14 protein-coding genes are annotated in these 17,016 nt (G+C 42.6%); 8 read left to right on the plus strand and 6 right to left on the minus strand.

Annotation, left to right across the window (positions count from 1 at the left end):
* Positions 1–17: 17 nt before the first annotated feature.
* The 7 genes from ACYVD4_RS14200 (at position 18) to ACYVD4_RS14230 (ending at position 10,402) form a co-directional block, all read left to right on the plus strand.
* On the plus strand, positions 18–1,253 hold the full coding sequence (locus ACYVD4_RS14200) for an acyltransferase family protein (RefSeq protein WP_460946692.1): 1,236 nt from the start codon (positions 18–20) through the stop codon (positions 1,251–1,253).
* A 352-nt stretch (positions 1,254–1,605) separates the two neighbouring features.
* Positions 1,606–2,112, plus strand: coding sequence for a UpxY family transcription antiterminator (locus ACYVD4_RS14205; RefSeq protein ID WP_460946694.1), 507 nt, complete (start codon positions 1,606–1,608; stop codon positions 2,110–2,112).
* 259 nt (positions 2,113–2,371) lie between these two features.
* Complete coding sequence (locus tag ACYVD4_RS14210; RefSeq protein WP_460946696.1) at positions 2,372–3,622, plus strand: capsule assembly Wzi family protein; 1,251 nt, start codon at positions 2,372–2,374, stop codon at positions 3,620–3,622.
* 91 nt (positions 3,623–3,713) lie between these two features.
* Complete coding sequence (locus tag ACYVD4_RS14215; RefSeq protein WP_460946698.1) at positions 3,714–4,397, plus strand: hypothetical protein; 684 nt, start codon at positions 3,714–3,716, stop codon at positions 4,395–4,397.
* A gap of 20 nt (positions 4,398–4,417) precedes the next feature.
* Positions 4,418–5,179 carry a tyrosine-protein phosphatase gene (locus ACYVD4_RS14220; protein WP_460946700.1) on the plus strand — a complete coding sequence of 254 codons (762 nt, stop codon included), beginning with the start codon at positions 4,418–4,420 and terminating at the stop codon, positions 5,177–5,179.
* A gap of 393 nt (positions 5,180–5,572) precedes the next feature.
* Positions 5,573–7,948: an ABC transporter permease gene (locus ACYVD4_RS14225; protein WP_460946702.1), complete on the plus strand. Its 2,376-nt coding sequence runs from the start codon at positions 5,573–5,575 to the stop codon at positions 7,946–7,948.
* A gap of 84 nt (positions 7,949–8,032) precedes the next feature.
* Entirely contained in the window at positions 8,033–10,402 is a 2,370-nt protein-coding gene (locus ACYVD4_RS14230) for an ABC transporter permease (RefSeq protein WP_460946704.1), read from the plus strand.
* 64 nt (positions 10,403–10,466) lie between these two features.
* Here ACYVD4_RS14230 and ACYVD4_RS14235 read toward each other — a convergent pair whose 3' ends face one another.
* The 3 genes from ACYVD4_RS14235 to apaG form a co-directional block, all read right to left on the minus strand.
* Positions 10,467–11,834 carry a monooxygenase gene (locus tag ACYVD4_RS14235; RefSeq protein ID WP_460946706.1) on the minus strand — a complete coding sequence of 456 codons (1,368 nt, stop codon included), beginning with the start codon at positions 11,832–11,834 and terminating at the stop codon, positions 10,467–10,469.
* A 57-nt stretch (positions 11,835–11,891) separates the two neighbouring features.
* Positions 11,892–12,671, minus strand: a complete 780-nt coding sequence (locus ACYVD4_RS14240; protein WP_460946708.1) for an O-methyltransferase — start codon at positions 12,669–12,671, stop codon at positions 11,892–11,894.
* An 87-nt stretch (positions 12,672–12,758) separates the two neighbouring features.
* Entirely contained in the window at positions 12,759–13,145 is a 387-nt protein-coding gene (apaG, locus tag ACYVD4_RS14245) for a Co2+/Mg2+ efflux protein ApaG (protein WP_460946710.1), read from the minus strand.
* Positions 13,146–13,290: 145 nt separating this feature from the next.
* Here apaG and ung point away from each other — a divergent pair, with 145 nt between their 5' ends.
* A complete protein-coding gene (gene ung, locus ACYVD4_RS14250; RefSeq protein WP_460946712.1) occupies positions 13,291–13,956 on the plus strand; it encodes a uracil-DNA glycosylase in 666 nt (221 codons plus the stop codon).
* Between the two features lie 4 nt (positions 13,957–13,960).
* On the opposite strand, the gene ACYVD4_RS14255 is transcribed toward ung, so the two are convergent.
* The 3 genes from ACYVD4_RS14255 to lepB form a co-directional block, all read right to left on the minus strand.
* Positions 13,961–14,926, minus strand: coding sequence for an N-acetylmuramoyl-L-alanine amidase family protein (locus ACYVD4_RS14255; RefSeq protein ID WP_460946714.1), 966 nt, complete (start codon positions 14,924–14,926; stop codon positions 13,961–13,963).
* Between the two features lie 296 nt (positions 14,927–15,222).
* Positions 15,223–15,573 (minus strand): hypothetical protein, encoded by a 351-nt coding sequence (locus tag ACYVD4_RS14260; RefSeq protein WP_460946716.1) that lies wholly within the window; start codon positions 15,571–15,573, stop codon positions 15,223–15,225.
* Between the two features lie 264 nt (positions 15,574–15,837).
* Complete coding sequence (gene lepB / locus ACYVD4_RS14265; RefSeq protein ID WP_460946717.1) at positions 15,838–17,010, minus strand: signal peptidase I; 1,173 nt, start codon at positions 17,008–17,010, stop codon at positions 15,838–15,840.
* Positions 17,011–17,016 lie beyond the last annotated feature (6 nt).

Consider the following 17,016-nt stretch of genomic DNA (forward strand, 5'->3'; position numbering starts at 1 on the left):
GATAATTCAGAAATGTTATGGTAGAATTTTTATCTGACCCTTTAAGCCCTTTTCCGGCCTTATGTATAATGGCAATTTCGCTATTAACTATTACAGTTATATCTAGACTTACAGGCTATAAGCTACAAAAGGTCAAGTACGTATCCTTTGATGGATTAAAAGGGTATTTATCAGTTATTGTTTTTATTAGTCATAGCTCAACTTGGTATTATTTTCTAAGAACAGATAAGTGGCTTTCTCCACCGTCAAACTTATTTGCCCAAGTGGGCTTTGCCAGTATCGCTATTTTTTTCATGATTACCAGTTTTTTATTTTGCAATAAGCTTATGATTAGCAAAACAAGCTGGATAAGTTTTTATGTTGGACGTATCGTTCGACTTTTTCCACTTTACTTCATTTCAATGCTTGTTTTATTCTTGATAGTCGCTTATTTGACCGATTTTACAATGAAGCAACATTGGTTCTCAATAGTAAGTCAGGCAAGAAGATGGCTTATGTTTACAGTAAAAAATGATCCAGATATTAATGGTTTAGAAAATACCTGGATAATCATTTGTAAAGTTGCTTGGACGCTACGTTATGAGTGGCTTTTCTATATATTATTACCCATAATTAGTCTTGTTATTTCAAAAGATAAACCCAACTATTATATTCTATTAGTATCTACCTGTACAGTGGCTTATATGATTTATTATTGGGGGTTTGCTTTCCCCTTCTTCAGCCCCTTTATAGGAGGTTTCGTTGCTACGTTATTATCAAAATCAGAGTCATTCTCTAAATTCTCTACTAGTTTAACAGGGTCGATTGTATTAATTTCTTTATTGATTCTTTTGCTAGGCATATTTGCCTTAACACCCAGCTCTCTTTTCAATTTGGTACCTCTGTCAATCACAACAATTATTTTTTCAATTATTGTTTCTGGCAATACCGTGTTTGGCATCTTATCAAACAGTTCGGCCCGAAAATTAGGACAAGTATCGTATGGAATATACTTATTTCATGGAATATTCTTTTTTACGCTTTTCAAATTAATACTTGGTTATGAAAAATCCGCAAGTCTGCCTACTTGGCAGCATTGGTCATTACTATTTATTATTACCCCTTTAATAATCACGTTTTCATATTTTCTACATATTTATATAGAAATGCCAGCTCTCAAATTTGCGCCATTAATCTCTCAAAAACTGAATGAGCGAGTTTGGGGATTAAGGCAAAAAATGCGAGTGTATTGGCGACAGGCTCTTAATTCCTGATGCAGTTACATTATATAAACCTGATCTTATCCAGCATAGACACAACAAAGTAAACTCATAAGTAACATTTTGTTATTTTATATTAATATAATTTTTTATTTGAAAACAAATTTCTGAAAATCAGGCACATACAAAAATAATGGTACACACTAATTTGTCACAGTAGTGAACTTGGCCCAATTTTTGAATTTCTAGTTTGTGTATGCTTGTGATTAATAAATCCCCAAAAGCTTAATGAACTAACCTCTATTTGTGACCACATAGCAGGAGTTTTGAAGTAATTATCAGGTATTTATTTATACTGATTATCAAGCGTATAGACTATTGACCCAACATTAATCAACTGTTGATCATGCCTTGGTTTGTAATCTATACAAAATCCAGATCTGAGAAACTGGCGGCCGAAAAACTTCATCAAAAAGGGATTGAAGTCTATTGCCCGCTCAGAAAAGTTAAACGTAGATGGTCAGACCGCATAAAGATGATTGAAGAACCTTTGTTCAGATCTTATTGCTTTGTGCATCTTGAAGAACATGAACGTAGCGCTGTTTATGGTGTACCTGGTGTTGTCGGGTATCTGCATTGGTTAAACAAACCTGCTGTTGTAAAACAACGGGAGATTGATTTGATCAAAACGATGCTTAACGATTTTGAGCATGATTCACTTGAAATACTTGACTTTCAAAACTCAGATCGCCTTCGGATTACATCAGGAGCTTTTATGAATCAGGAAGGTGAAGTGATTGGCAAACAAGGTAAAAAGGTTGTTGTTCAACTCGAATCCCTGAACATTTCAGTGTCTATTGACATGAGTAAAAATAAGGTTGAAAAGCTAAAAAAACTCAATTCTCCATTCTAGTATTTATAATAGAATTACTATTACAATCATGTATACACATTTACGAATATATTACTGCTTAATATTGAATTTATTAGGCAGTCACTTTATACTAGCTCAATCTCCATCAAAAAAAATTCGTTACGAAGTAGAAGCTGGTACATTCTTATCTACTACAAGCACAAATCCTTTCTGGATACGTTCAAATCAATTCGGTGAAATTCCATTAGAATCACAGGGATTTACTTTAAGAGCACAGATAAAAAAGGAGTACGAACCTTTGCTAGCAAAAAAACATGGAAAAGGAAAGTTTTCGTATGGTTATGGCATAAGGGCGGTTGTAAATACAGGGAAAATAAATCAGGTTCTTCTTTCAGAATTATATGGAAAAGTGCGCTATGGAGCTGTAGAAATTTCAGCCGGGCGACGAAGAGAAATTATTGGTCTGGTCGACACTACGTTAAGTTCAGGTTCGTATATCTGGTCGGGAAATGCATTACCAGTGCCAAAAATAGAAATATCTATCCCTCATTACACGCCATTATTTAAAGGGGGATTAATTTCAGTAAAAGGTAACTATGCACACGGTTGGCTTGGCAGAAGTGATTCGATTGATAATTATTATCTGCACCAGAAAAGTTTTTACATCCGTTTAGGAAAACCTAGCTGGCGATTTAAAATTCATGGCGGCTTTAATCATCAGGTTCAATGGGGCGGTACGTTGCTTTATCCGCGAGTCGATAATGGAGTAAAAATTACGCGTTACGGTTCCGATTTCGAAACCTACCTCTACGTAGTGAACGGAAAATCGCTGTATACGCTCGATACGTTAGTGGTTCAGAATGGAGGTGCGACGGCTGAAGGTGGTAACCGGGTTGGTAATCACTTAGGTTCTATTGACGTTGGCGTTGAATATGACAGTGATACGTATAAATGGTTCTTATACCGCCAAAATATCTACGAAGCAGGTGCTTTGTTCTATTTAAATAATATTGCAGACGGTCTTAATGGTATTGCTATCACTCGAAAAAAAGCACAGAATGGAATCTTAAAAATAGTTTTCGAATATCTGCAAACTTCAAGCCAGGGTGGGCCTATTGCTTCAGGAAGAACTACTATTTCACAGGTGCGTGGTGCAGAAGATTATTTTAATAATGGCCGGTATATTGATGGGTGGGTTTACAAAGGGCAAACTATTGGTACACCTTTTATTATGCCGCTACGTTATACAAGTGGTTTACCGCAGAATTTAGACCCGAACCCAAATCGTCTTGTCAATAATCGAATCGAAGCGTATACCGTTGGGATAATGAGTCGCATTGGTCGGGTTGATTTATTAACTCGCTTTACGTCGAGTCAGAACTTCGGTAATTATTTCTATCCTCCTTTCAGCATTTCTCAACGTTCGGTTCAGCAGCAATTTATTTTTCCCATCAATAAATACGTATTCACGGCCAATATTGCGTATGACAATGCTGGTATTTTACAAGAAAATTATGGGCTTAATTTTTTAATTAAGCGTACCTTTTGATAGTTCATTTCATCGAAAGTTCGAATAAATAAAAGCTTATTTGTAAACATACATTATTACTATTTTCTGACGTACATTAACTATGTTACTCATGAAAAAAATAATACTTTATCTCTTCCTGTTTATGCCACTATCGCTATTGGCTCAGACACCTGAGTCTGTTGGTGTGATACATACAGAAAGTGATTCTCTGAAAACCTCGGACAACTCCGAAGAAGAAAAAATTGCTCCTACTTTATCTGATAAACCGGCGGTTACGTCACAGGCAAGAGCCAGAGATACGATTGCGATAAAGCGAAGGTTGTTAACTACTGGGCTTTATTTTAAAGGCAAACGTTTGTCGATGGCCGGGGCACTTTATACGTTTCAGAAGGCGCCTAAGTCGATGCCCAAATCGCTCAATCTATATCAATGGGGAAGCGGGTTAAAACCTTTTGGCCCACTTATGGTATTGACTGGCGTATATGTTGGTTATATAGCTGTAAAAGGGAAAACCGCTACGGCAAACGTTCGAGGGCTTGGCGGTACGTTATCTAATCCGGTGGTTCCAGACGTACCTGTCAATTATACCGTACGTAATTTACCTCATTTGCTGGCCGGTGTTGGCTTAGTTATTGGTGGGATTTCGTTGATTGAACTTTCGAATGAACTTATAGCAAAAGCCGCAAGAAACTATAATTCTAAGGTTTGGCGACCTCGCAAAGTTGCGTTAATTTACAATACCAAATTTGGTATAACCCCCGACGGTAACGTCGGTTTATTGGCTCGTTTTTAATAATACAACTTTCTTTACCCATGTCTTATCCATCTATTTGGGAACGATTTGTCTCTCCGTTTAAAGGAGCTTCACAGTCAGATGGAAACTGTTTTTGGTCGGTCGATATTCATTCCCACTTATTGCCAGGTCTTGACGATGGGGTTAAAGACACCGATCAGGCATTGACCTGTCTGACGCAACTGGCAGAATGGGGTATTCAGAAAATCATCACCACTCCTCACATTAGTGGCGACTGGTATCCGAATTCTACGAGTACGATTCGACAAATGCGTGCTACGTTAGAAATACTTATTGATAAGCACCAATTACCGCTTAGTGTTGAGGTAGCCGCCGAATATTTAATCGACGATTTCTTTTTCGACCTGCTTCAGGCAGGTGACTTGTTAACGTTTGGTGATAAACGGTATTTGCTTATCGAAGCGGGTTGGGCATGGGGACCAAACAATATCGATGATTTGATATTCCGGATTCAAACCCACGGTTATACCCCTATTCTGGCCCATCCCGAACGCTATAAATATTACCATAACGACAAACAAACTCTGCCTCATTTGCACGAAAATGCCTGTCTGTTTCAGTTAAACTGGATGTCGCTGGTGGGGCGTTACGGTGCCGACATTCAGAAGCAGGCGCGTTATCTGTTGCAGGAAGGACTCGTCGATTTTATTGGCAGCGATCTGCATCACCCCCGCGATTTGAAAGACATGGCCCGGTTGTTCAGTTCCGACGATTTAAAGCTACTTCAGCAACAGACGCTTCTAAACGATACGTTGCTTTAAAACATATTTACTACGTTACTTCACTACGCCAGCTTTGTCTGGCGTTTTTTGTTTCATCTGTTTCTGTACCAATAATTTTCAGCAATATTAACAACATCCAATAATCACATTGCCCGACGTGGTGATTATACGTAACAGGCTCGTTATTTCCTGTTCATAAACGGACGTAATTTGTACGATTTCGGACAAGCTTCACTACGTAAAACATGCATAAACTGCCTAAAAACAGGCTTATATGGTCGTGGCACAGTAGTTGACCATTTATAGGTCTCAATGGTTTGTAGCTGTCAAATTAGGCTATTAATTGCGAAAAGCAACGTTTTTATACGTAAGTCTGTCTTTGGCGGAACAAACCCTGGAGGTATCGAAAATTCCTCCTAAACCCTTAGCCCCATGTTCCGCAACTACCTTAAAATTGCCCTCAGAAATCTTTCTAAAAACAAGGTATACTCGGCTATCAACATTATCGGCCTCGCGGTAGGTATGTCGGTAGCGATGCTAATTGGTTTGTGGATTTACGACGAAGTGTCATTCAACAAATTCCACAAAAATTACGACCAACTGGCGCAACTTTACATTAACCAGACATTCAACGGAGTTACGGGAACCAGTCGGGCTGTATCATTACCGTCGGCCAACGAGGTTAAAACCAAATATGCAGGCGACTTCAAAGCGGTTGCCCTGGCATCGTGGAATTTTGGGCATCTGTTGGTAAACGGCGATAAGAAAATCAACAAAGAAGGCATGTATGCCGACCCCACGCTTCCGCAGATGCTTTCGCTCAACATGCTCAAAGGCGATTATGCAACCGCCCTGAAAGAGCCGGGGTCGATTCTACTATCTGAATCGCTGGCCAATACGTTGTTCGGCAATACCGACCCGCTCAACAAAATCATTAAAATCGACGCCAAGGAAAACGTAAAAGTAACCGGCGTTTTTAAAGATCTACCTTTCAATTCTGAGTTTCATCAGGTTAATTTCTACCTTCCTTGGAGTGCTTATCTGGCCAGTCAGCCCTGGGTTAAAGAGTCTTTACAGCAATGGGGAAACCACTCCTTTCAGTGCTTTGCCCAGATTACAGAAAAGGGCGATTTCAAAGCCGTTTCAGCCAAGATTCGTGACGTAGAGAAAAAACACTCGCTTGGGAGCGAAAAGCCAGAGTATTTCCTGCATCCGATGCGCATGTGGCATCTTCATTCTGACTACAAAGACGGTAGAAACATTGGTGGAGGCATTCAGTTTGTCTGGCTCTTTAGCCTGATCGGCTCTTTTGTGCTGCTTCTAGCCTGTATCAATTTCATGAACCTCAGCACAGCACGTTCCGAAAAACGGGCCAAAGAAGTCGGTATTAGGAAGGCGGTTGGTTCACTACGTCAGCAGCTCATTATGCAGTTCATGAGCGAATCGATGCTGGTGGTAGGTATGTCGTTAATGTTAGCTCTGCTGATTGTTTTGGTTGCTTTACCTGCTTTCAATGACCTGTCTGGCAAAAAGGTCGAGTTCCCGTATGCCAATCCGATTTTCTGGTTGTTAATTCTAGGTTTTTCGCTGATAACTGGGCTTTTGGCAGGTAGTTACCCAGCCCTTTATTTATCCTCGTTCAATCCGTTGAGTGTACTGAAAGGTACGTTTAAAGTTGGTCGATGGGCGGCTATTCCACGTAAAGTGCTGGTAGTGGTTCAGTTTACGGTTTCTATTACGCTGATTATCGGCACTATTATCGTATTTCAGCAGGTTCAGTATGCCAAAAATCGACCCGTTGGTTATGATCGGTCGAGTTTACTTCAGATTTCGATTAGTCCGGGCCTTCATGGAAAATATGATCCGCTACGTGACGATTTGCTGAAATCGGGAGCCGTTTATGAAATGAGTCAATCGTCGAGCCCAACAACGGGAGTCTGGTCGAATCAGGTTGGTTTCGATTGGGAAGGTAAAGACCCGAAAAGTCTGCCCTTGTTTGGTATCGTAGCCTGTACGCACCATTTCGGAAAAACGATTGGCTGGAAAATTCTCGAAGGTCGCGATTTCTCGAAAGATTTTTCTACTGATACGTCGGCGTTCGTACTAAACGAAGCGGCCGTTAAACTAACCGGTCTTCAGAATATTGTGGGCAAAACCATTCGGTATAATGACAAACCGATGCATGTAGTGGGCGTTGTGAAAAACATGGTGATGGAATCGCCCTACGAACCCATTAAGCCGACCATTTTTCTGGTACGTTACGATTGGGCAAACGTTCTCAACATAAAGCTCAAACCGAACGTATTACGAGAAGATGCATTGAAGAAAGTAGAAGCCGTCTTCAAAAAATACGATTCTGAAAGTCCGTTCGATTTCAAGTTTACCGACGATGAATACGACGCCAAGTTCCGTTCCGAAGAGCGGGTTGGTAAGCTGGCGCGCGTATTTGCCGTACTCGCCATTTTCATTTCCTGTCTGGGCTTGTTTGGACTGGCTTCGTTTATGGCAGAGCAACGTATCAAAGAAATTGGTGTTCGGAAAGTATTAGGCGCTTCAGTATTCAGCTTATGGGGTTTGCTCTCTAAAGATTTTGTGCGGTTGGTTCTTATTTCGTTCCTGATTTCCGCACCTATCGCCTGGTATTATCTGGATAGCTGGCTTCAACAGTATGAATACCGTACCACTATTTCCTGGGCAATTTTTGTACTGTCGGGGCTGGGAGCCACTGTCATTACGCTTCTTACAGTAAGTTATCAGGCTATCCGGGCGGCTTTACTTAATCCTGTTAAATCACTACGTTCAGAATAATGGCAAAGGGCAGGGAGCTAGGGGCAAAGGGTTCAAATAGCTTTTACCCCGCCCACCGCTCTATGCCCCAAGCCCTATACAACTATGCTACGCAACTACATTAAAATCGCCTGGAGAAATCTCTGGAAGAACAAAACGTTCTCGTTCATCAACATTCTGGGTCTGGCATTGGGGATGGCCTGTAGCCTGCTGATTATGATTTGGGTACGTGACGAACGTAGCATAGACCGATTTCATGCGAATGACAGCCAGCTTTATCGGGTGATGGAAAACCAGCATTACACGGGTGTTATCAATACGTATCCATCGACTCCCGGTATTCTGGCCGAAAACATAGTTAAAGACATTCCCGAAATCAAACTAGCCAGCCAGGCACTCTGGGAAGAATCATTGTTGTTTACCGTGGGCAATACGTTCGAAAAGGAAAAAGGACGTGCTGTTCAGGGCGATTTTCTGAGCATGTTTTCGTTTCCGCTGAAAGAAGGTGACCCCAAAACAGCACTCAAACGACCCGATGGGCTGGTAATCACTCAGAAGTTAGCCGATAAATACTTCAAAGGGAAGGACCCAATGGGAAAAACCGTCCGGATCGATAACCGCGACGACGTAATGATAACGGGTATACTGGCCGATGTTCCGGAGACATCGTCGCTGAAATTCGATTACCTGATTAGCTACGAACGCTGGTTGAAAACCAACAACTGGGCGAAAGAATGGGGTAACAATGGCCCTCGGTGCTACGTCATGCTAGCTCCCAACGTATCGATCGACAAGGTTAATGCCAAGATTAAAAATTACATCAAGACCAAAAATAAAGACAGTAACGTAGAGCTGTTTTTGCAGGGATACGGCGAGTCGTATCTGTACTCAAACTGGGACGGTGGTAAACAGAATGGTGGTCGGATTGAGTATGTACGTATTTTCTCTATTGTTGCCATCATAATTCTGGTGATTGCCTGCATCAACTTCATGAATCTGGCCACGGCTCGCTCAGTAAAACGGGCCAAGGAAGTGGGCGTTCGGAAAGTTGTGGGCGCTTACCGAAATAGCTTAATTGGGCAATTTCTTGGCGAATCGATGCTTATTACGTTGTTATCGCTTGCCTTCGCCATACTGATTGTACTACTTATTTTGCCTGTTTTTAACGAACTGACGGGTAAAAAACTATTCCTTGATTTCACGAATCCTACCTTTCTGCTTCTGTTATTAGGACTGTCGATTCTTACCGGAATGCTGTCGGGAAGCTATCCGGCTCTGTTTATGTCGTCGCTTAAGCCAGTCGTTATCCTGAAAGGAACATTAAAGTTAAAATCGAGTGCTACGTATTTCCGAAAAGGGCTGGTGGTTCTTCAGTTTGGCTTATCAATCATTCTGATTCTGTGCACATTGGTTGTTTATCGGCAACTCAATTATATCCAGAATAAAAACCTTGGCTACAATCGTGAAAATCTGCTTTATATGCCGTTAGAGGGTAATCTGGAGAAGAATTTTCAGACGTTTAAACAAGAGCTGGAACGGCAACCGGGTATTAAATCGGTAACCTGCGCACAATCTGACCCACTCGAAGTAGGCAGTTCAACGCAGGGAGTATCATGGCCGGGTAAAGACACTACGCAACTGATGCTCTTCAGCCAGAATGCGGTGTCTTTTGATTATATCCAAACAATGGGAATCAAACTGGTTGATGGACGGGATTTCTCAAAAGAGTTTTCAACCGATACGAGCAGTTACCTGATCAACGAAGCTTCGGCCCGGAAGATGGGGTATAAAAATCCTGTTGGTAAGGAAATGACTATGTGGAATAAAAAAGGTAAAATCGTTGGCCTGATGAAAGACTTCCACTACAACTCACTGCACACAGCCATTGAACCGTTGATTCTGCGGCTACAACGGGGAATTGCTGATACCACCAACAACTGGGGTAGTGTGCTGGTACGTACCAATGCAGGTGAAACAAAACAGGCCATAGCCAGCATGGAGACTGCTTTCAAGAAATTCAATCCGACTTTCCCGTTTAAATACTCTTTTACCGATCAGGAGTTTGGCAACCTCTATAAGGCCGAAAACACGGTGAGCAAGCTAGCAACTTACTTTGCTTTTCTGGCAATTTTCATTTCCTGTCTGGGCCTGTTTGGACTGGCTGCTTTTACCGCCGAACAACGTACCAAAGAAATTGGCATCCGGAAAGTACTGGGCGCCAGTGTTACCAATTTGGTAGGTATGCTCTCGAAGGAGTTTATACAGCTTGTGTTAGTAGCAGCGTTAATTGCCTTCCCAATCGGAGGTTACTTCCTCAGCGGATGGCTCGAAAAGTACCCGTATCGAATCGATCTGGAATGGTGGTATTTTGTGGCAGCCCTTTTCATGGCAATGTTTATTGCGTTAATCACGGTTAGTTTTCAAAGCATCAAAGCCGCACTGATTAATCCAGTAAAATCACTGAAAACCGAATAACAAAAAATGGCGGGGCAACTAAAAAGTTGCCCCGCCATTTTTTGTTACCTACGTACTCAATCGTTTAAGGTTCCTCGTAATAATAACCGAAGATAATACCCATCTCGTCGTCGCTGGTTAAGCCAAAATTGACAGTTTTAGAAGTCGTATTCTTATAGGTAATTTCTGACGTAAGCCCCTGCCCTTTTTCGAGCGAAATTGGTGTTCGGAACGTAACAATATCGGGATGCTCCCAGTCTGTCGATGTGTAAACGACTTCACCATCGCGGGCGCCACCTTTAATTTTGATAGCAAACAACGTACCGAGCTTGTGCATGTGCGAGGTCAGGGCCAGCACTTTACGTGGCTTATCGAACGTAAATGTCTTGGTGAACGTAGTGGTTTTCCCAGGCTCAATTTTTAGACTGTTATTCCCCAGATCCAGTGTCCGCACCACACGTTGTACTTTCGATTTGTCGATTGTGTAAAGGTTGATTTGCGCTTCGCCCTTCATTACCGACGTTGTTTTATTCACAAAATGCGAATTCAGATCAAGCGACGCACTAGCAGGAATTAATAAAGCTGCCCCTTCTGGAAACGTATAGTCCACATATTGTGCCTGCGAACCTGCCAGAAAAATATGGTTCGACATCGACAGGGCGGTGAGGAGATTAAGTGAATTATCAGGATTACGCAAATCGCGAATATCGTTCAGATTAGGCAGCAGGCTTTTATTCTGAAAATCGTAAGCAATAAAATGGTGACTTCCCGAACGTAATTTGACTTCGTAACGGCTCACATAAATATCTTCCGAATTACCCACCATTCGCCGGGTAAACAGTTCACGTTCGAAATTCGGTTGAATATCGAATGTTGGAATGGCCAACTGGTAACCTGTTCCTGCTGTAGGAATAGCCAATGGCGTATAGTTCACAACGGGCGTCTGCGTATCGGCTAGCAACGTAGCATCCGCTACGTTCCCGGTTTTGGGAGCACCCGCTTCAATCCATCGACGGATAAATTCAATCTGTCCATTGGGCAGTTCGCTGCTTCCCAACGGCATCAGATTACCGTACTGTTTACCACTGTGATGGCTCGCCGATAAATTCAGCTTGTGATAGAGTAAGCTTTCCAGCGACGCAAAGGGTTTTACCCGTTTCAATCCGTCGGCTTTGGCGTTGGTATTTTTCGGATCGACATTTACCAGATTTTCGTAAGCAACACCTGCTGCCAATACCAGACCGTGCTGCACAAACGAAGCGTCGCTTTGCGAGGCATGGCAACCCGACGTAGCACAGGATGGCGTCAATATTTTTTGCTGAATCAGGTTAAACGTCGACTCCTCACTTGGGTCTGGCGAATCTACATTGGTTTTGCTACAGGCCACCATATTCAGCAATATGGCCGTGGCCCCAACCGAAAGGCCTAAACGAGTATAAGTCAGGAAGTTCATAGGAGATTTAACGCCTAAAAGCGTCTTGAAAGATAACGTTATTCCGTGACTTTTCTGTTAAAATCGTAACACAAAGTGCTGCTTTGGTTGTTCTTTTCGAAAAAAGACTAACCCAACCCAGAACAGATCGACCGTAACAATTACTCTCGGATGCGCTTTAATCACTTCCCAAGCCTGCTCCATTTCGGCCGACCAGTGAATGTCATCAAATACAAAAACGGTGTCGTTATGAATGTTCGTCAGGCAGGTTTCGAAATAATAGACAGTAGGTTCATAGCGATGATTGGCGTCAAAAAAAACGAAATCTATAGGCGCTGAAGCGTTGATATGCGTTCCCAACGTTTCGTCGATATTTCCGACAATGATATTGACATTATCAACGCCTAGTTTCTCAAAATTCTGCTGTGCAATGGTAGCCGTTTCCGGGCATCCTTCGAACGTAGTAACCTTTCCTGAAAATGACTTGGCGGCATCGGCAAGATAAGCGGTGGTAAGTCCGAATGACGTTCCTAGATCAACGATGTTTTTAGCCTCAAACCGCTGAATCAATCGAAACAAGAGCCGGCCAAATCGGTCGGGTTTCTGTGAATGTCGGGCAATATCGCCCACGGTGCGTTGCCGGGCTGAATTTATCCGGGAGCCAGCCCCCAAATCAGTTACCGTAATCTGTTGTCTGCTGCTACGTAGTGTTTTACGCAAACGCCGAATATCCGAAAAAATAGGCTGTGGCGTCTTTTTGGCCCGAATTATTTGCGTGTAAAGCGAAAAAAGAAACGGAGAATGAAGCGAATGTTCGTCGCGGGCGCGACTCAAATACCGAAAATAAGCGGCAATCAAAATGAAAGGTGGTTAATGGAATATCTATAATGAATGGAAATCATTACTCATTGTACCGCACGAGCGGCTCCGACTTTCCATTATGAATTAATTTAATTTATACGGAACAACCATCGTAAACTCGGGAATATTGACCCGGAGTTGTTTACCATCAATGATACGTTCGACAAGGTAGGTACCTACCATTTTCCCAATGCTCGACCGCAGATTACAACCCGAAACATATTCGTGAACTTCGCCCGGTTCAAGCACGGGCTGCAAGCCCACTACGCCCTCGCCTTCTACTTCGCGAACAGTACCGTTTGAGTCATAAATTAACCAGTGACGACGTAGTAATTGAATGGTAGAGTCGCTGGTGTTTTCGATGGTGATGCGATAGGTGAATACGTAGTGCGCCTGAAGCGGACTCGAGTAATCAGACTGATACTCGGTCTTCACGCTAACCCTTACGCCTTCTGTGATGCACGAAACCATAAAATTCCTGACGTTTGCAACCTTAGAACGAAAATTAAGTTGATTAGTTTTGTTACGCAAGAACCGCTCTCAAAAAATTTCAGGAGAACCGTCTTTTGTTTATGTAGAGCCATAATGCGGATTAACCCTTATCAGTTCCCAACTTATGAATGTATCCATCGCCGAATCGTGGAAAAGTCATTTGCAACTCGAATTCGACAAGCCTTATTTTGTTACGTTGGCAGAGTTTCTTCGCCACGAATACAGCACTCAACGCATTTTTCCGCCGGGCCGTCTGATTTTCAACGCTTTCGATAAATGTAGTTTCGACGATACCCGCGTCGTGATTTTAGGCCAAGACCCTTATCATGGCGAAGGTCAGGCCAATGGGCTGGCTTTTTCGGTAGCAGATGGTATCACAAAACCACCATCGCTGGTCAATATTTTTAAGGAAATTCAGGATGATCTCGGCAAACCAGTCCCTAAATCGGGTAACCTCGAGCGCTGGGCAAGTCAGGGGGTTATGTTGCTAAACTCTACGTTAACCGTTCGGGCGGGTCAGGCGGGTTCGCATCAGGGCAAAGGCTGGGAAACGTTTACCGACGCCGTTATTAAACTGATTTCCGACGAAAAGCGCGACGTAGTATTTATGCTTTGGGGTGCATATGCACAGAAAAAAGGGGCCATTATTGACGGGAAGAAACATTTAATTCTGAAGTCGAAACACCCCTCTCCCATGGCCGCACAATGGGGTGGATGGTTCGGCAACAAACACTTTAGCCAGGCCAATACCTATCTGGAAAGCAAAGGTTTAGCGCCTATCGAATGGTAAAATTCTATTCGCCAGATCGGTTCAAGTCTTTCTGTAGACCAGCGCAAATCCAGTTGGCCAACGCCTGCCGATTATCGGCGATCAAAAAACGACGTTGATCTTTGGTGTTCCGGATATTACCCAGTTCAATGAAAACGGTGGGCGGATGGCTGTTTTTTACTACGTATAAACTACTTCTGTCCGACACCGTTCCCAAATAATTACGATTCGGCTGGCTACGTCTATAACCCGATTTGAAACTCTTATGAATGTGTTTCGCCAGTTTTTGGCCTGCCTTGCTATTTTCGTGATGATAAAAGAATACGTCGATATTTTCACCTTCGCTACGGCTGTCGACATGAATAGTTACTAACCGCTGATAAGCTCCTTTGTGTTTTCGATGGAGTTTGTTTACCGCATCGGTACACTGCCGCAAACGTAGCGTCTGATTAAGTGGGATTTTCTGGTTTGGATAAGCCACTTCGTCATGGTCTATTTTCAAGATGCTATCATCACGTATGCCATCGTTTGGGTCACGTACCATCATGTAAACGGTTGCTCCGTGTTCCATTAATGCGCGCGCTAAGCGAACTGTTACGTCGTAAGCATATTCATCTTCAGCCAATAACTGTTTTCCGTAATGGCCAATAGCGCCTGGGTCAGGCCCTCCATGACCAGATGCCAGATAATATACAGCCCCTCTAAGTTTGTGATCTTTAATTAGTACCCGAGCGTGTTTTTTTCCCAGAAACGACGCCGTTATGGCAGCAGATTCCTTCTTATCAGCAACCGCTTTAGAAGTAGTTAAACGTTTGCTTTTGTCAGTTAACGAACGAGAATTGCCCGCAGCTTTCTTACTATTAGCGGAAGTACGGCCTTTTCCCTGATCTAAGGCGATTACCCTATTTAGACTACTCTGAATTAATACTAAAGCCAGGCAAATGAACCACCCAACACAACACTTTCCTTTCGTTTTTTGCACTAGCTTCATAATTCAAACAGGTAACTCGCTTCAAATATCGACTTAAAACGGCAAAATCGGCCACAAATCACCTTGAGCTGTCCCGATAAAACTCGAAAAGCCTCTTTACTTAAGGAGGCTTTTCGAGTTTTATCGGGACAGCTCAAGGTGTATCAATCTAAGTTTTTATCGACATCCAAAGCTATATTTGGCCGTTCATAGCACGGTGGCCGAGCGCCTAAGCTCACACTTACTTTCGGAGCTATTGCACTCTCTTCAGGTCGTTGTTACATTTAGCCGAAATTTCCAATCCTAGTCAGGCAGATTCAGTTTAGGTTGTAATGGCTGGAATTTACCCAGAAAGAGGGCTGTAATTTGGCCTCCCGATCGTGTATGATAGCCACCAGTTGTTCGACATACTGATACATAAACCAATGCATAGCCTGCCTATTTTGGGATAGTTTCTCAAATTCGATCCACAGTTGTTCGTTTATAATAGTATTGGTCGGAGTCGACAAAAGGAGCGTTTGTAAACCCAGATAAATCGCTTCATACTCCTCCAAACTAAACTCATATCCCCATGGACGGGCAATGGTTTGCGGTAATACAGCTAGTCGTCCACACAAGGTTTTCAGATACACTTTTACTAAATCAATGGTATAATCGGAATTAGACATGTTTATTTTTTTCAGTTGGGCTGGAGAAGTCCGCAAACTTAAGTAAACAAATTTATATTTATAGAATATTTAAAACAACACCTAATATGATATTTATTATAAAAAGTATGCGTAGATTTTCACGCCACTTACTTTAATGGATTCGTTTTTCAAAAATCATCTATTCATGTAAGGCAACGCATTCCGAACATACCAACAAAAGCCCTCAAATTTGCTAGTCAATTGTGCAAATTTGAGGGCTTTTGTTAATTCTGCCTGCGGGCTTTAGTCGATAGTTCTGAACAGGCGATTCCAACGAATTTTGTTCCAGATATTAGCCGGATTCGGGTCAATAGACATCCAGACAAACACAGCTTTACCAACAATGTGATCTTCAGGAACGAAACCCCAGAAACGAGAATCCAGCGAGTTGTCCCGATTGTCGCCCATCATAAAGTAATAGTCCTGCTTAAAGGTATATGACGTAATGGCTTTACCATCAATTTTAACAGCATTGGGCGTCAGCTCTACTTTTTCATTACCTTCATATAGTTCAATTACTGGCCCATAAACAGCAAGAGTTTGCGGGGTAATTTGGATCGTAGCTCCTTTTTTCGGGATGGTCAACGGGCCGAAATTGTCATGATTCCATTTAAACGTTGGCGTACCATATACTGAAGGCATCATTTCGCCGGGTTTATCGGCCATAGGTTCAATACCCTTCACCCAATCGAACCCACGGAACGTAGCAATAACGGCCTCCGTAGTATTTATACTATAACCAACCAGCGCCGATGTTTTGGTAGAATCATTATATTCTTCAAGCGGCTTCCAGTTTTCGGTAGGTTGGCCCGGATCGCGGTAATCATTCACGATATCGTGTTTACGGAAGAAATTCGCGTCAAGGACTTCGGTAGTCTTCACAAAATATTTTTGTTCCGAACGGGGCGGTTTCGCAAATGGTTTTCCGTTTACGAATACCTCACGCTGGCGAATTTCCAGTACGTCGCCCGGAATACCGATGCAACGTTTGATATAGTTGGTTTTCAGATCGACGGGGTAATCGATATTGTCGTTCAGGTATTTTGGCGGTACGTTAAACACCACTACGTCGCCATTCTTAACATGCGTAAAACCGGGTAGCCGATACGATGGCAACTGAATAGCTGTGCTATAAGATGGAATGTCGGTCCCCCATATTTTCTGGTGCGTAAGTGGCACCTGTAAAGGCGTGCGTGGTGTACGTGTACCATAGTGCAGCTTACTAACAAACAGAAAATCGCCAACCATCAAACTGTTTTCCATCGAAGGCGTTGGAATGGTAAACGCTTCCATAAACAGCCAACGAATAAGCGTAGCTGCCACAACGGCAAACAAGATAGAGTCGAACCACTCGCGGAGGGGCGATTTCTTAGCGTTGGCCGGCTTAGCTTCGGCTCTGGTTTTTACTTCAGACACAGATTT

The organism is Spirosoma daeguense, from assembly GCF_054776875.1.

What these genes read in the sequence shown, in the direction of transcription:
- ACYVD4_RS14200 (WP_460946692.1), top strand. Translation starts at nt 18, where the DNA reads ATGGTAGAATTTTTATCTGACCCTTTAAGCCCTTTTCCGGCCTTATGT.
- ACYVD4_RS14205 (WP_460946694.1), top strand. Translation starts at nt 1,606, where the DNA reads ATGCCTTGGTTTGTAATCTATACAAAATCCAGATCTGAGAAACTGGCG.
- ACYVD4_RS14215 (WP_460946698.1), top strand. Translation starts at nt 3,714, where the DNA reads ATGAAAAAAATAATACTTTATCTCTTCCTGTTTATGCCACTATCGCTA.
- ACYVD4_RS14220 (WP_460946700.1), top strand. Translation starts at nt 4,418, where the DNA reads ATGTCTTATCCATCTATTTGGGAACGATTTGTCTCTCCGTTTAAAGGA.
- ACYVD4_RS14225 (WP_460946702.1), top strand. Translation starts at nt 5,573, where the DNA reads ATGTTCCGCAACTACCTTAAAATTGCCCTCAGAAATCTTTCTAAAAAC.
- ACYVD4_RS14230 (WP_460946704.1), top strand. Translation starts at nt 8,033, where the DNA reads ATGCTACGCAACTACATTAAAATCGCCTGGAGAAATCTCTGGAAGAAC.
- ACYVD4_RS14235 (WP_460946706.1), bottom strand. Translation starts at nt 11,834, where the DNA reads ATGAACTTCCTGACTTATACTCGTTTAGGCCTTTCGGTTGGGGCCACG.
- apaG (WP_460946710.1), bottom strand. Translation starts at nt 13,145, where the DNA reads ATGGTTTCGTGCATCACAGAAGGCGTAAGGGTTAGCGTGAAGACCGAG.
- ung (WP_460946712.1), top strand. Translation starts at nt 13,291, where the DNA reads ATGAATGTATCCATCGCCGAATCGTGGAAAAGTCATTTGCAACTCGAA.
- ACYVD4_RS14255 (WP_460946714.1), bottom strand. Translation starts at nt 14,926, where the DNA reads ATGAAGCTAGTGCAAAAAACGAAAGGAAAGTGTTGTGTTGGGTGGTTC.
- ACYVD4_RS14260 (WP_460946716.1), bottom strand. Translation starts at nt 15,573, where the DNA reads ATGTCTAATTCCGATTATACCATTGATTTAGTAAAAGTGTATCTGAAA.